This is a genomic window from Gilliamella sp. Occ3-1 (assembly GCF_001690655.1).
GTDB lineage: Bacteria > Pseudomonadota > Gammaproteobacteria > Enterobacterales > Orbaceae > Gilliamella > Gilliamella apicola_P.
In genome coordinates, this window is sequence record NZ_LZHQ01000001.1 from 61,531 (window position 1) to 77,855 (window position 16,325).

13 protein-coding genes and 1 pseudogene are annotated in these 16,325 nt (G+C 34.3%); 5 read left to right on the top strand and 9 right to left on the bottom strand.

What is annotated here, in order from left to right:
• Nucleotides 1-52: 52 nt before the first annotated feature.
• From A9G43_RS00330 to A9G43_RS00365, 8 genes and pseudogenes are all read right to left on the bottom strand, one after another.
• Complete coding sequence (locus A9G43_RS00330) at nt 53-514, bottom strand: DUF721 domain-containing protein (RefSeq protein ID WP_065605702.1); 462 nt, start codon at nt 512-514, stop codon at nt 53-55.
• Nucleotides 515-741: 227 nt separating this feature from the next.
• Complete coding sequence (gene gntP / locus A9G43_RS00335) at nt 742-2,085, bottom strand: gluconate permease GntP (protein WP_065605704.1); 1,344 nt, start codon at nt 2,083-2,085, stop codon at nt 742-744.
• A 953-nt stretch (nt 2,086-3,038) separates the two neighbouring features.
• Nucleotides 3,039-3,995 (bottom strand): tRNA dihydrouridine(16) synthase DusC, encoded by a 957-nt coding sequence (dusC, locus tag A9G43_RS00340; RefSeq protein ID WP_065605706.1) that lies wholly within the window; start codon nt 3,993-3,995, stop codon nt 3,039-3,041.
• Nucleotides 3,992-4,765 (bottom strand): molybdopterin-synthase adenylyltransferase MoeB, encoded by a 774-nt coding sequence (locus A9G43_RS00345; protein ID WP_065605708.1) that lies wholly within the window; start codon nt 4,763-4,765, stop codon nt 3,992-3,994. The genes dusC and A9G43_RS00345 overlap by 4 nt, the downstream gene beginning before the upstream one ends.
• Before the next feature lie 81 nt (nt 4,766-4,846).
• The gene (locus tag A9G43_RS00350) at nt 4,847-6,166 is read right to left on the bottom strand and encodes an amidohydrolase (RefSeq protein WP_065605710.1); all 1,320 of its coding nucleotides are present in this window, start codon (nt 6,164-6,166) and stop codon (nt 4,847-4,849) included.
• Between the two features lie 20 nt (nt 6,167-6,186).
• Complete coding sequence (locus tag A9G43_RS00355; protein WP_034912382.1) at nt 6,187-6,636, bottom strand: hypothetical protein; 450 nt, start codon at nt 6,634-6,636, stop codon at nt 6,187-6,189.
• On the bottom strand, nt 6,636-7,424 hold the full coding sequence (locus A9G43_RS00360) for a DUF3100 domain-containing protein (protein ID WP_065605712.1): 789 nt from the start codon (nt 7,422-7,424) through the stop codon (nt 6,636-6,638). The genes A9G43_RS00355 and A9G43_RS00360 overlap by 1 nt, the downstream gene beginning before the upstream one ends.
• A 79-nt stretch (nt 7,425-7,503) precedes the next feature.
• A pseudogene (locus A9G43_RS00365) lies at nt 7,504-7,900 on the bottom strand (cysteine hydrolase family protein).
• A gap of 283 nt (nt 7,901-8,183) precedes the next feature.
• Between A9G43_RS00365 and aspS the strand changes: the two are divergent.
• The 5 genes from aspS to A9G43_RS00390 all read left to right on the top strand — a co-directional run bounded on the left by aspS (nt 8,184) and on the right by A9G43_RS00390 (nt 13,569).
• Nucleotides 8,184-9,941, top strand: a complete 1,758-nt coding sequence (gene aspS, locus A9G43_RS00370; protein ID WP_065605714.1) for an aspartate--tRNA ligase — start codon at nt 8,184-8,186, stop codon at nt 9,939-9,941.
• 9 nt (nt 9,942-9,950) lie between these two features.
• The gene (nudB, locus tag A9G43_RS00375; RefSeq protein ID WP_065605716.1) at nt 9,951-10,403 is read left to right on the top strand and encodes a dihydroneopterin triphosphate diphosphatase; all 453 of its coding nucleotides are present in this window, start codon (nt 9,951-9,953) and stop codon (nt 10,401-10,403) included.
• Between the two features lie 79 nt (nt 10,404-10,482).
• Nucleotides 10,483-10,707, top strand: a complete 225-nt coding sequence (locus tag A9G43_RS00380; RefSeq protein ID WP_065605718.1) for a hypothetical protein — start codon at nt 10,483-10,485, stop codon at nt 10,705-10,707.
• A gap of 216 nt (nt 10,708-10,923) precedes the next feature.
• A complete protein-coding gene (gene ubiD, locus A9G43_RS00385; RefSeq protein ID WP_065605720.1) occupies nt 10,924-12,387 on the top strand; it encodes a 4-hydroxy-3-polyprenylbenzoate decarboxylase in 1,464 nt (487 codons plus the stop codon).
• Between the two features lie 123 nt (nt 12,388-12,510).
• Nucleotides 12,511-13,569: an SEL1-like repeat protein gene (locus tag A9G43_RS00390; protein ID WP_176701671.1), complete on the top strand. Its 1,059-nt coding sequence runs from the start codon at nt 12,511-12,513 to the stop codon at nt 13,567-13,569.
• A gap of 23 nt (nt 13,570-13,592) precedes the next feature.
• Here A9G43_RS00390 and ppc read toward each other — a convergent pair whose 3' ends face one another.
• Nucleotides 13,593-16,238: a phosphoenolpyruvate carboxylase gene (ppc, locus tag A9G43_RS00395; protein WP_065605724.1), complete on the bottom strand. Its 2,646-nt coding sequence runs from the start codon at nt 16,236-16,238 to the stop codon at nt 13,593-13,595.
• Nucleotides 16,239-16,325 lie beyond the last annotated feature (87 nt).

The window sequence follows — 16,325 nt, forward strand, 5'->3', positions numbered from 1 at the left end:
TTATATCTTTAAGATATACAATGTTATAAAATTTAATCCTACTTGCTTGCACTTATTTTGCATGGTTAGCAAGTTTTATCAATTGTTTTTTTAACTTGTCTGGTGCATTTTCTGCTAATGCATATAAAAACATCGCACTTTTTTGTGTTATCACGCTTGAAACTAAAGATGACTTATCACTTTGATAATTGTTGTGTGACCACCTCACCGAAATATCTGGATTAATCTGATATTGAATAGAAGATAGGGAGGGTAAGATATTTTTTCTTATCTCAGATATTAAATTGCTTTGTTCGTATTTTAATCTAGTTAACCAACTAGCTGTACTTACTTCTAAAATCATAACACCTTGACGATAATTGGCAACTCGGCATTGTTGATTCATCGGTGATTGCAACAAATCATTAACAACTTTAGCCAAGGAGTTTAATGCATTAGTTCTATCTTGAATTTTAGATAAACTAAAGTTTTGTGCCAAAATTGACGTCAACATTTGTGGCTCGTTATAACGCATATCTTGACTTTCACTCCTTTCTCAATAAAGAACCAGTTTTTTAAATTAGAATTGAGCTAATAATCTACCTCATTTATAATCAAAAGTCTTATTGAAAATAATTATTTACATTTTAATGAAAATCTCTTTACCAAAATAAATTTTTAAAATTTAATTAAATATAAACAATAAAAACGTGTAGCTGATTATGACACAAGGTTTATTGGAAATGAATAAAAAGATTACAATTAAGCAATAATGCTTATAATTAACACAACAACTAAACCAACAATTGAATTAATTAGTTCTAATAAGCCCCATGTTTTTAAAGTATCTTTGATCGATAAATCGAAGTAACCTTTAAACAACCAGAAAGAAGCATCGTTGATATGAGTTAATGTATTAGACCCTGCAGCAGTTGCAAGCACAAGTAAGGCTGGGCTCACGCTTCTCATACCCCCCGTAGTAGGATCGATAACTGCAGCACCGATAATTCCAGCTGCTGTCATAGCAGAAACAACACCTTGCCCTGTTGCTAAACGGATTAACACAGTAATTAACCATGCCATAATATAAGGAGATACCCCCCCAGTTGACATTAATTGACCAATAGTATCGCCAATACCAGTATCGATGATAATTTGCTTTAATGCACCACCAGCACCAATAATTAAAACAACCATTGCAATACCTTTTACCGCATTATCAAAAGACTTCATAATCCATTCCATTGAATAGTCAAGTTTTTTACCAAAAAATATAAATGCAGTAACCATAGCAATAAACATTGCAATTTGGGATGAACCAATAAAGTTGAAAACAGAATATGCAGTTGTTCCTTTTTCTAACCATATATTTGCTATTGTGGTTGCTATCATGATATAAGCAGGAATCAAAGGTACAGTAATTGATGTAAAAAAAGAAGGAAGATTATTTTTATCAATAGGTATTTCAGATTGTAAGAACTGTGGGGTAGGTCTTACTAAATTGCCGAGAAATTTAGGAAGAATTATACCAGCACAAATTACAGAGGGAATTGCGACAATAAGTCCATAAATATAAACCATTCCCATATCAGCCCCATAGGCATTAACTAAAGCTACAGGTCCTGGTTGTGGAGGAAATAATGAGTGGGCTGTGGTTGCTGCTGCAACTCCAGGAATAGCTAGTTTTAAAAATGGAATTTTTGCTTCTTTTGCTAATGCAATTACTAACGGAGCTAATATGATAAATGCGGCCTCATAAAACATTGCTAGACCAAATATAAGCCCCATAATAATGATCGCTATTTTTACATATTTAATCCCAAGTTTTTTTAGTAAAGCTTGAGCAATTTGATGAGCTGCACCTGAATCAACCATTAATTTGCCAATAACAGCCCCAAAAACAACAATAATAGCTAATTCACCAAGTGTTCCACCAAATCCTGATTTAATCGTTTTAAGAATACTCAATAAATCCATTTTAGCCATCAGACCAACAAATATTGCAGTAGCTAATAATGCAATCATTGAGTTTATTTTAAAGCGGATATTAAAAAATAACATTAATCCTATTCCAAGGATAACCCAAAGAATATTTAGAAACTCCATAAATATAAACTCCTATTTTGAATTTTATTTTTATTAGTTAAATATTATTTGATAAACATAATTCTTACCTGTTGTTTAGTACTAAATTTTATTAATAATAAATAACTTTGGTTATTCTGCTCTCAAAATTTGCATTTTTAGCGTACTTATATCATCAAACTTTTTTAAAGCTTAATGAAAAATTTTGTTTATTGGTTAAACATGTTTTCACTTACAAAATAAATTTTCATCATTATTTTTATAAATTTGTGATCATTCTCACTAAAAATGGTTTATTTTTAATTAGTGAACCATAGTGACATTGTGAAAATAAAAATTAGTATCCCAATATGATTGTATAATTAATTTGGCAAGAACATTAAACACTCTGATAAACAGGATTACTAATATATAACTTATTGTATTAATTAATAAAGTTTGTTAAAAATGGAAGCTCATTAAACTGTCTTTATTAAAGAATGGTACACATAAAATTATAGTTGGTTACCACCAGAAAGAGATATTACATAAACATTTTGATTGAGTTATACGATAGTATGCCAAGCAATTAATAATGCTATAGCTCAAAAAATTTAATTACAGTAAAAAGATGAGCTGATATTTATGTTATTGGTTCGCTAAATGCAATTTTATCTGATTAGAATAAACAGCTAGAGGAAAACTATTTTGAATTATTACAAGCAAGAAATTAATTCCGAGTAACATTGCTGCATTTATTGCTTTTTAGATAGTGAAAGTGAATAAAGCAGATATAGTAAAGCTCAGTGCTATCTTAGAATAACAATAACAGATCTTAAAAAATGGTGTACTTGAATACTATAGTGCATATGAAATGTTTCATATTACAATCGTGTCGGCTACAAAAAATACCACATTACAAGATTTTCTAAACGGTCTATGCCAGAAAGAAATTCATATATTGTAAATGTATACTATATAAATAGTATTTGTCCTTATGTATTATTTTTGTTGCCATTAGTTAAAAATTGACAAATTTCTTGTTGTGATTTGAGTGTTCTAATGTTTTGTAATATTTCTGACGCTTGAACATAGTGCTGTTTTAAATAAGCAAGCCATTGTTTGATGCGAGCAGAGTGATAAAGAGGTTTAGCATTATCAATAGGTGATATTGCATAGTGAATTAAAATTTCCATCACTTGTTGCCAATTTAATGCTGACTGTTTAGTTCGAATCATATTAGCTAGATTTGGAATAGTTAAAATACCTCGCCCTAGCATAATGTCATTAGTTTGGCTTTGGCTTATGCAATTTTCTGCATCTGCAATAGAGAAAATTTCACCATTAGCAATAACAGGAGTTTTTAAGTGCTGTTTGATTTGGCCTATTGTTTGCCAATCTATTTTTTCAGTTTTATAGCCGTCTTCTTTGGTCCTTCCGTGAATTGCTATTTCGTTGGCTCCGGCAAGTTCAATTGCGTTGGCAATTTCGTGGCAATGTGATTTATTATCCCAACCTAAGCGAATTTTGACTGATAATTTATTTGTTGCACCTATAGCTTGTCGTACTTGGCTGACAATATTAAATATCTGCTCTGGATATTGTAATAAATAAGCGCCACCATGGCTGCCAACTACAGTTTTGGCAGGGCAACCAAAATTGATATCTATGCCATAAGAACCTAATTCGATAGCTTTAACGGCATTTTCAGCCATCCACTCTGGCGACTGTCCTAAAATTTGGACACGAACTGGCGTGCCAGATTTGGTTTTTCCATTATTGTAAAGTTCAGGGCATAGGCGATAGAAAGTCCTATTTGATAATTTGTGATGGGTCACTCTGATAAATTCTGTAACACAATAATCAAATTGGTTAATTTCAGTTAAAAGTTGCCTGACTTGATAATCAAGTATTCCCTCCATAGGAGCTAAAATAATTCGATTAATTTTCATTGAGAAACCTGATTGGTATTACCATTACCACAAACAGGACAATTAGGTTGTTTGGTAAATTTAACTTGGCTGAACTCCATTGTCATTGTATCAATCATTAATACACGACCAATTAATGGTTTTCCATATTGAGTTAACACTTTTATCGCTTCTAAGGCTTGCATGGAACCAAACATTCCAACAAGCGGTGCCATGACGCCGGTCTCAACACAAGTGAGTTGATCTTTACCAAATAAGCGACTTAAACAGTGATAACATGGTTCATTAGGTTGGTATGTAAATACACTTAATAACCCCTCCATACGGATTACCGCTCCAGAAACTAACGTTTTTTTTACTTGAAAGCAACAGCGGTTAATTTGCTCTCGTGTCACTAGGTTATCCGTACAGTCTATGACAATATCATGTTGTTTAATAAGTGAAATAAGCTTATTATCATCAAGTCGCTGATTTACTGTTTCAATTAACGTATTGGCATTTATATTGGTTAAGGCTTCTTTTGCCACCTCGACTTTGTATTGATTAATAAAGCTTTCGGTATATAAGATTTGTCGATTTAAGTTGGATTTTGATATGGTGTCAAAATCAACTAACGTTAATTTGCCTAAACCTGATGCCGCTAAATAGAGTGATGCAGCGCAACCAAGTCCGCCTAAACCAATGATCAGTGCTGAACTGTTTTTCAATATTTGCTGTTTATCAATATCGAAATCACGCAATGTGATTTGTCTATCATAACGAAACAATTCTTGATCAGTAAGTTCTAGCATATTGTGCGACTATTATTGTGGTTAATTATGAAGAAGCATTATAACAGAAACTTGGCACAAGAATATGCCAAGCTATTAAGATTATTTGTCAAAGCCAGATAGAAAGGTTAAATATTCCTCTTTGGTCATTAGTGGTTTATATTCTGACATCAGCTTCTGTGCAGGTTTGGCATCATCATAAAGTAAATCAATAATTGTACATGCCATCATTTGTGCAGGACCGATGTAAGCCATTTCTTCATCAAATACCGTATAATCTTTACCATGTAAAACACCTCGAACTGAACCAATCCATGGGTGGCTAACAGGCATAATGTGAGATAAATCTCCAGTATCCGTACTACCTGTCATATGAGGCGCAATCCAAACATTATCAGCACCAATTAGATCTTGTGCATTACTTTGTAAAAAGTCATTAAGTGTTGGGTTGTTTTGCAAAGGTAAATAACCTGGTAGATCTTTAATTTCACACGTTGCCCCAACGGCCATTGCTCCAGCTTTTAATGCTTGATTTATTCGCTCATTGGCATCAATCATGGCTGGCACATTGCTTGCGCGCACATAGCTTTCCATTCTGACATCGCTTGGAACTACATTAACTAAATCACCACCTTTGGTAATAATTGGATGGAATCTAATGTAGTCTTTTTCTTGAAATGTTTCACGAATAGCATGCACACCCATCATTCCCATCATCGCAGCATTTAAGGCATTGACGCCAGCATGAGGCGCTGCAGCTGCATGTGCTGCCTCACCTTTATATTTAATTAATTTTCCGATGAAACCATTGCTAGTTGTTGATATTTCGATAAAACCATTTTGACGTTCATTAGGTACACTAGTTAAATGTATTTGTAATGCCATATCAATATCGTCAAACTCGCCACGTGAAATTAACTCTGGTTTGCCACCAATATATTTGATTTTACCTTCTTCTATTAAGCGATTTCGATAAGTGATTTCAACATATTCTTCAGCTGGAACAGCAAATGGTACGACATCGCCAGCTAAAAATTGCATAGCCCCTGAATCAATTAATCCCATCGTTACTGCCATCATATTGGCAATTTGAGCATTATGTCCACAGCAGTGCGCAGCACCAGATGTTTCGTCAGCAGCAGGGTGATCTGCACAAATAATAGCATCAAGCTCGCCGATAACGGCAATGCTATAGTTGCTACCTTTCCCCCCTTTTAAGCGACCTTTTACTCCTGTTATTGCTAATTTATTTTTAAATGGAACACCTAGTTTTTCAAAAGTTTGCTCAACTTTTTTGGCTGTTTTGTGTTCTTTATAACCAAGTTCAGGTTCTGCCCAAATTGATTCAGCAATTGCTTTAATATCAGCTTTACGGTTTGCAATTGCACTACAAACCTTTTTTTTAAGTTCTTCTTTTGTCATAAATTAAATCCTAGTTTAAATTAGATAACACCTTCCCAATGCAAGGTGATTTGAGCAATGATCGCTGCCAAAATAAAAGTGCCTGAAAATACAGCTAATGAAACAGGAATAATTCGCCATGAGATACTTTTAAATAATGCTAAATCTTTACCAATAGCCAATCCAGCATAAGCAAGCACTGGGGTACAAACCGCCAATAAAGACACCTTGTCAGTCAGTGAAACAACTTGTTCATGAAAAGGGAAAATAGGTGATGAAGCCACTGCGGCTACAATTGATACCCATAAAATGACTGGAAATTTGTTTAATACTGGAATTTTGCCAACAAAATAGCCAACAATTGATATAACAACTAAAATTGATAACGCTTCTAATGACAGTATAAAATCAATTTTGTAACCTACTGTATTACCAGCAGCCATAATAATGGCAACTAAGATCAGTAAAAATATTGTTTCTAAACTCTTCATTATAGTGCTCCTCCTTTGTTACGTCGTAAACGCGAAAAAATGTTATATAAGAAAGAGGCAAATGGTAGTGAAAATAATGTATAAATATAAATGCCAACAACACTCGACATTAAGTTTGCTGTTGTTGCATAGGCTTTGATTTCACTAGCCATTTCTGGATAAAGGTCACTTATTGGAGCAAGGGATGCCGCCATCATACTACCACTTCCAACCCCAGCTCCCATGGCTAAAGCATAAGGATGGAGAATATCTAGTTTTGCCATCACACTGGCTAGTATACTCATCCAAATAGCGCCATAAAGTGTGCCACAAACATACATCGCCATAACGCCTCGACCTTCAGCGGAATCCAATCCATATTTATCTGCAACAATTGCTATATTCGGTTCGCGAGCAACAGAATAAGTTGCACCAACAGCTTCACGTTTCATACCTAATATCATTGCTAGTGGTAGCCCCAATAAAATCGTACCAGCAAAATGGCCTAATTCCTGAAAAATTAATGCTAACTTAGCATCTTTTAGAATCATATCAATCTTAGGACCGATAGAAACGCCAAGCTTGGCAATAAGTAACATCAAAGTTACAATCATGATGGCGCTGGCATTATTCATATTTTTTAGTTTTAATATTTTTAATTTGGGAATACTTATTACTCCACCAATGATCATGGCGTATAACATCGGATACACAGCGATAATCCAAATAGACTGCTTACCGATAAACTCACATGCCAAAACAACGACTAATGCAAGTAAATGCACTTTATAATCTCGTAAAACTTCCATTCTTATATTACTCCTTAATTTATTTTAAATATTTTTAAAGTACCGTTGCACCTAAAGTATTTTTAAAATGATTTAAATCCTATTGATGACCGATTGGATCAAAGGTGGCCACTGCATCTTTCGTGTAATCGTAAATCAATATCTGACCCACAAAAAGCTGAATAGTAGCGCTTATTTATCCTATAAATATGATTAGAATTTTTATATTTTCGATAAAGGTTATCTAAACTACCAAATAATTGTTGTCTTAAAGTACCAATTATATTATGAGGCGGAAAAAAAGAATTTTCAGGATAAAATTTATTAGAGGGGTCATGGGTATCGATAACAAAAACGACAAAATTATTATTTTTTATAAATGATTCTGTTACGTTTAGCATTTCAGTTTCAATTTTTTGACAAGCTAGTCCTGTAGTTAAAGTCCCGTTATCAGCACCAAAATTATTCGTATAATCAATTGAAATTAAAGCTTTCATATCAAGTAAATAAATTATTAAATAATTTTAAAGCTTATTAATAAATATTTGATATGACAAGTTATTTTCAATAAGTAATTTGGTTATATTTTTTATAAAATTAAGATGTAATTGGTATCTTTTTGAATTTAATTTATTTTATAAAAACTTTTATAAAGTAAATTTATTATTAAAAAATAACATAAATAAAATAAATGATAATTAATTTAAATCATGGTCTTTATACCCTGATAAATTGCTCTATAATAATTATCATTTTGCTAATAGTACACAGGATATTTTAATGAGAACAATTTATTGCGGACAACTCAATGCAAGTTATATTAATCAAGAAGTAACATTATGTGGTTGGGTCAATAAACGCCGAGACTTAGGCGGTATGATTTTTATCGATATGCGTGATCGTGAAGGTATTGTACAAGTTTTTTTTGATCCTGATTATCAACAAGCATATCAACTTGCTGGTGAACTTCGTAATGAATTTTGTATCCAAATTAAAGGTAAAGTAAGAGCTCGTCCGGAGGGTCAAATCAATAAAGATATGGCAACCGGAGAGGTTGAGATTTTGGTAACTGAATTGACAATATTTAACCGTAGCGATGTATTGCCTCTTGATTTCAATCAAAACAATAGTGAAGAGCAACGTCTAAAATACCGTTATATTGACTTGCGCCGCCCTGAAATGGCAACGATCTTTAAAACGCGAGCTAAAATTACTGCATTTGTTCGTTCGTTTATGAACAAACATGGTTTTTTAGATATCGAAACGCCAATGTTAACCAAAGCAACTCCAGAGGGCGCACGAGATTACTTGGTTCCAAGTCGAATTCATAAAGGTGAGTTCTATGCGCTACCACAATCGCCACAATTATTTAAACAATTGCTAATGATGTCAGGATTCGACCGTTATTATCAAATTGTAAAATGTTTTCGCGATGAAGATTTACGAGCCGATCGTCAGCCTGAGTTTACGCAAATCGATGTTGAAACTTCATTTATGACAGCAGAGCAAGTGCGGGATGTTATGGAGAAGATGATTCGTGAGCTTTGGTTACATGTGAAAAATGTGGATTTAGGTAAATTTCCTATTATGACTTTTGCTGAAGCGATGCGTCGCTTTGGAAGTGATAAGCCTGATCTGCGTAATCCGCTTGAAATTATTGATGTGGCTGATTTGGTTAAAAATGTTGATTTTAAAGTGTTTTCAACACCAGCTAACGATCCGAAAGGACGCGTTGCTTTGCTTTGTGTTCCAAACGGTGCACAATTAACACGTAAACAACTTGATGAATATACGCAATTCATTTCAGTTTACGGCGCAAAAGGTATGGCTTGGATTAAAGTTAATGAACGTAGCAAAGGGTTAGAAGGTGTACAAAGCCCAGTTGCTAAATTCTTTAATGAATTGCAAATGGAAGCACTGCTTAATCGTGCCAATGCTAAAGATGGTGATATTTTATTATTTGGTGCCGATAGCTATAAAGTAGTGAGTGATGCGTTAGGGGCATTACGTTTAAAAGTTGGTAAAGATTTAGGTTTAACCGATGAAAGTAAATGGGCGGTACTTTGGGTTATTGATTTCCCGATGTTTGAACAAATAGATGAAGGTTTAAGTGCTATGCATCACCCATTTACGTCACCAAAAGATTATACACCAAAAGAACTTCTGAATAATCCTGAAAATGCTGTTGCAAATGCTTATGATATGGTAATCAATGGTTATGAGGTTGGTGGTGGTTCGGTTCGTATTCACCGTAGCGAAATGCAACAAGCTGTCTTTTCAATTTTAGGTATTAATGAACATGATCAACGTGAGAAATTTGGCTTTTTACTTGATGCATTAAAATATGGCACACCTCCACATGCAGGATTGGCATTTGGATTAGATCGATTAAGTATGTTATTAACTGGAACGGATAATATTCGCGATGTGATAGCATTTCCTAAAACTACAGCAGCAACTTGTTTACTTACTGATGCTCCAAGCCCAGCCAATGTTGCAGCATTGACTGAACTTGGTATTGAAGTAAGTAAAAAATAGTGATATTTAATGCGAAAATTCAAAAAACCTGAATCTGTTCTGGTGGTGATTTTCTGCCAGACAACGAACCGTTGCCTTATGTTACAGCGCCAAGACGACCCTTATTTTTGGCAATCAGTAACAGGTAGTATGGAAGATAACGAGTTACCACGAGAAACAGCAATTCGTGAGGTTTTTGAAGAGACAGGCATTGATATTATTGGGCAAAATCTTGAGTTAATTGATGCAATGCATTCCGTTGAATTTGAGATTTTCCCGCAATTTAGACATAAATATGCACCAGAAGTTAAGCTAAATAAAGAACATTGGTTTTATCTGCCTGTTATTAAAGAGATAACACCGATGCTTACTGAGCATTTAGCTTACCAGTGGTTAACCATTGATGAAGCAGCCAATCTTACTTTATCATCAAATAACAGTGAAGCTATTGATAATATTCATAGTTTGATTAAATCTAATTAAGAGGTTTGAAATGAAATTAAGCCTATATGCCGTTGCTTTGTCCTATTTATGATTTTTTATACCAACTAGTAATGCTAACATGGTTTTAAAAAAGTGCCAGTCCAATCAAAATGATTATATTGTTTTCGATGAGTATAACGTTAAAATAGCTGAAAAAATAATTGATTATAAATTACATGATCAACCAGAAAAACGTGAAAATAGTATTATTCAGATATTTGCTAATGAAAATAACGATGATCAAAATGACTGGATAGCTTCTTTTTTATTTGATGATCAATCTAAACAATTTTTATTTTATTAAGTTAATCAAGATAAATTTATTAAAATTTATAAAAAAAACAATATGATAGTTTATTTCCTAAAATTGTTGATTGTAATCAAAATAAACAAGTGCCTATATAGTGAAAACTTTGATGCAGACTAATTAAATACCAAAGCTACATTAGCATTTACTATTAAAAATGATTTTAGGATTTAGTTAATTCAAGCTTATTTAAGCAACAGGGAGTTGTAATAAATGAATTTTTCAGATTTTAGAGATTTCTTAGATTATCTTGAACAACAAGGTGAATTAAAAAAAATTACTTTCTCTGTTGATCCTTATCTCGAAATGACCGAAATTGCTGATCGTGTTTTACGCAATGGAGGCCCTGCTTTATTATTCGAAAATCCCATTGGTTATGATATGCCTGTTTTATGCAATTTGTTTGGCACCGCTAAACGTGTTGCAATGGGAATGGGGCGTGAAGATACTTCAGCTTTGCGTGAAATTGGTGAGTTATTGGCATTTTTACGTGAACCCGAACCGCCTAAGGGCATACGGCAATTTTTTAATGTGTTACCTAAGTATAAACAAGTACTAAATATGCCAGTCAAACATCGTTCTTCAGCACCATGCCAAGAGGTGATTTTTAAGGATGATGAGGTGGATTTGACTCGTTTACCTATTATGCATTGCTGGCCCGAAGATGTAGCACCTCTGTTATCTTGGGGACTGACTATTACTAAAGGTCCTTATAAAGATCGACAAAATGTGGGCATTTATCGCTTGCAACTTTTAGGAAAAAATAAATTGATCATGCGTTGGCTTTCACATCGTGGTGGTGCACTTGATTTTGCCGAATGGCAACAAGCACATCCAAACGAAAGATTTCCAGTTAGTATTGCTATTGGTGCTGATCCAGCCACCATTTTAGGTGCAGTGACACCAGTGCCAGATACTCTACCTGAATATGCTTTTTCTGGATTATTACGTGGTAGCCGAACAGAGGTAGTCAAATCGTTATCAAATGATTTAGAGGTTCCAGCTAGTGCAGAGATAATTCTTGAAGGTTATATTGATCCTAATGAGTTAGCATCAGAAGGTCCGTATGGTGATCACACAGGTTATTATAATGAAGTTGAGCAATTTTCCGTATTTACCGTAACGCACTTAACTCGCCGCAAAGATGCGATTTATCACTCAACTTATACAGGTAGACCACCAGATGAACCCGCAATTATGGGACTTGCTTTGAATGAAGTTTTTATTCCAATTTTACAAAAGCAGTTCCCCGAAATTGTTGATTTTTATTTACCGCCAGAAGGATGTTCATACCGTATTGCAATTGTTACTATTAAAAAGCAATATCCAGGTCATGCTAAACGAGTTATGATGGGAATTTGGTCGTATTTACGGCAATTTATGTATACCAAATTTGTAATTGTCTGTGATGATGATATTAATGCGCGTGACTGGAAAGATGTAATGTGGGCTATTTCGACACGTATGGATCCTCATCGGGATACAACTTTTATTGATAATACACCGATCGATTATTTAGACTTTGCTTCACCAGTCTCTGGATTAGGTTCTAAAATGGGGTTGGATGCAACCAATAAATGGCTAGGTGAAACAGACCGTGAATGGGGAAAGATAATTAAAAAAGATCCAAAAGTAATTACCCGTATTGATGAAATATGGGACGAATTAGGTTTATAGAATTGTATTTTTAGCTAATATTAATTGTATAAATAAAATAGCAACTATAAGAATTAAACAAAACTATTCCCTTTGCTTACAATTATGTATAATTATTTTAGATGTCATAATAATCATAAAAATATGAAAAAATTTGAAATATTATTAGTACTATTGTTATCTATTCCTTATAGTGCGATGGCTGCAGATTATAAGACGCAATCAGACGATACTCAATTAAAACTCAAAGAGTCAGATTCATTGCTTCCTTCTTTGCGTTTGTCAGCGGAAAAAGGGAATGCGGAAGCCCAATACTCATTAGGAAATATTTATAAACAAGGATTGGGCGTTGAAGTTAGTGATGTTCGTGCTTTTTTTTGGTATAAAAAAGCGGCAGAGCAAGGGCTTGCCAAAGCACAAAATAATTTAGCATTTATGTATCAAAAAGGTGATGGAACCAAGGCTGATTTAAATGAAGCATTTAAATATTTTAAATTAGCGGCAGATCAAAATTATGCATTGGCTAAATACAATTTAGCTTTAATGTATAAAGATGGTAATGGAGTAGAACAAAATATATTAGCTGCGATTGATTATTTTACTCAAGCTGGTGATCAAGGTATTTATGATGCTTATTTAAACCTTGGTATTATGTATTTTTTTGGTGATGGTGTAACAAAAGATCGCATGACGGCAGCTGATTGGTTTAGTAAAGCAGCTAAAGATAACATTCCAGAAGCGCAATATTATTTAGGGTTAATGTCTGAAAAAGGTGATGGTTTGACCCAAGATTATGTGGCTGCTAGCTATTTTTATAAACAGGCGGCAGAGCATGGTCATGTATTAGCGATGTATGATTTAGCTATTATGTATGCAACAGGTACGGGAACTAAACCTGACAATACGCAAGCGGCATATTGGTTCACTAAAGCCGCTGAAGCTGGTAATGCTGATGCTCAATATAATATTGGTGTGATGTATGATGTAGGTGGAGGAGTGGCTAAAGACGAGAAAAAAGCTGTTGAATGGTATCTAAAAGCTGCAGAACAAGGTAGTGTTGATGCCCAATATAATTTAGGTATTAAATATCTACAAGGCGAAGGCACGAATAAAGATCGAGCCATTTATTGGTTTACTAAAGCTAGCGAGCAAGGAGATCAAGACGCTAAAGCTTATTTAGATCAATTATTATCAGAAAAATAAAAAAGACATTAGCCTTTTTTATTTTATCCTGAGTTTCGCATGCCTGCTGCGATTCCTGAGATAGTGATCATTAACCCTTGTTCAACAATAATGTTTTCATGATTATTGTTTTTCCGAGAGCGACTCAGTAACTCTACTTGTAATAAGTTTAATGGTTCAATGTAAGTATTACGTAATGCTACCGACTGTGCTATCCAAGGTAAATCAGCCATTAAACTAATATCATCAGTGATAGTTAACACTGTATTGATATCTTGGGTTAGCAAATTTCTTAATTCTTCACCTAATGGCCATAATGCAGGATCGACTAAACGTTGTTCGTAATATTGGTGAATATTTGGCGCAGATTTTGCGTAAACCATTTCAAGCATACCTAACCGGGCATTAAAGAAAGGCCAATTATGGTACATCTCTTTAAGAATGTTTTGTCTGCCTTCTCCAATAACAGCTCTAAGTGCACTACCTGCACCGAGCCAAGATGGCACCATTAAACGGTTTTGTGTCCAAGCAAAAATCCAAGGAATAGCACGTAAACTTTCAATACCTCCACCTGTTCGGCGTTTTTGTGGTCTTGAGCCTAGTGGTAATCTGGCTAATTCAACCTCAGGTGTTACAGCTCTAAAATAATCAACAAATTCAGCTTGTTCTCGTACATAACTACGATAACAATGGCATGAAATTTCTGACATTTCGTCCATAATATTTTGCCATTCCTGTTTAGGTGCTGGTGGTGGTAATAAGTTGGCTTGTAAAATAGCTGAGGTATAAAGCATGAGACTACTGAGAGCAACCTCTGGCAGACCAAGTTTAAAGCGGATCATTTCTCCTTGTTCAGTAACTCTAAGTCCTCCTTTTAATGATCCAGGTGGTTGCGAAAGCAGTGCGGCATGAGCTGGTGCGCCCCCTCGACCAATTGATCCTCCTCGTCCATGAAATAACACCAAATTGATATTATATTTTTCAAATAAATTAACTAATTCCTCTTGTGAGCGATATTGTGCCCAAGACGCGGCAAGAGTGCCAGCATCTTTAGCCGAATCAGAATAACCTATCATCACCATCTGTTTACCTTGAATTTTATTGTAATACCAAGGGATATCCAGTAGTTTTTGCATGACAGATTTAGCATTATTCAAGTCCTCTAATGTTTCAAATAACGGTACTATGGGAATGTGTTTTTGGCAGTCGACGATTTTTAATAATAGATAAACCGCTAAAATATCAGAAGGTGCTTTGGCCATTGAAATTACATAAGAAGCAATTGATTCATCGCCCGCTTTTTTTATTACACGACAAGTGTCTAATACTTCTTGAACCATTTGATCTGGTTGCCAGCTGTAAGGTAATAATGGTCGATTTGATTGTAATTCTGCTAATAAAAACGCTTGTTTTTCTTCTTCAGACCATTGAGCATAGCTACCTAAATTAAGTTCTTTGGTTAATGCGTCGAGCGCTTCTGTATGTACTGAACTGTCTTGACGGATATCTAATCTGACTAATTGTAACCCAAAGCTTTTTATACGACGCAGTGTATCTAACAATGGCCCATGAGCAATTGTTGACATTCCATTATCAATTAACGATTCATAACATACATAAAGCGGATTCCATAACTGCTCATTTTTAGTCAAAATATCGCAAGGTGCTAATATAGGTTCATTATTCAATAAAGCTTCAATATAGTTGTGAGTTTTAATTAAACGTATTCGTAACTGCTTCATTACAGCTCGATATGGCTCTGAAACGTTTTTCTTTTTTCCATCTAACAGTTCAATGACCGAATTACTGCATTCCGTCATTGAAAGCTCACGAACAAGTATTTGAATGTCAGATAAAAATAACTCAATTGCCTTTAATCTGGCTTGTAACATGACTTTTTCTGTTACTTTCGCTGTGACATTTGGATTACCATCACGATCTCCCCCCATCCATGAGGTAAATTTAATAGGGACATGATCAACCGATAATTGCTCATCAAACGCATCAACTAATTGGTCATTAAGTTCACGTAAAAATAGCGGTACACCATTCCATAAGCTATCTTCAATGACTGAGAATCCCCATTTTGCTTCATCAATTGGAGTAGGTCGTTTTTTACGTATTTCGTCAGTATACCAAGCCTGACAAACTAATTGCTTCAAACGTCGCATAATACGCTCAATTTCGTAGTCAGCTAAATCATCATGGTCCAGTTGTGATAGACAGTTATTTATAGCTGTATAAGTATTAATCATCGTTCGGCGATTGATTTCGGTCGGATGTGCGGTCAATACTAATTCAATTGACAAATCATTAATTGCTTTTGTAATAGTTTGATTTGAAAAATTAAGGTTTTTTAGTGTGCTAAATAATTCGGTCATTTTTTTAGGGCTACTAGAAGCTTCCCCATGGGGTGAAATGCCATAATACTCAGCGGCTGTATTGACCAAATTCAAAAACTGATTGAATGCCCGTGCAACATGTAATAAATCGTCATCATTAAGGTTTTCAATTAATTTAAGTAACTCATTATGAGCTTGAATATCTCCTTGTTGAGCTGATTTTGATAATTGTCTTACCATTTCAACTAAATCAAATGTTTCATTACCGGTAGCACGTTTGATTGCGTTCCCTAGTAAAGTACCTAACATATTGACATTACTTCTCATTGATGAGTATTGGTTATTCATGATTTTCTCGTCTTCGATTTTATTATGCCTAAGCACCTTTAAGCTGTATGGATCAAAATGACAATTTAATGGGATAGGTATAATGTT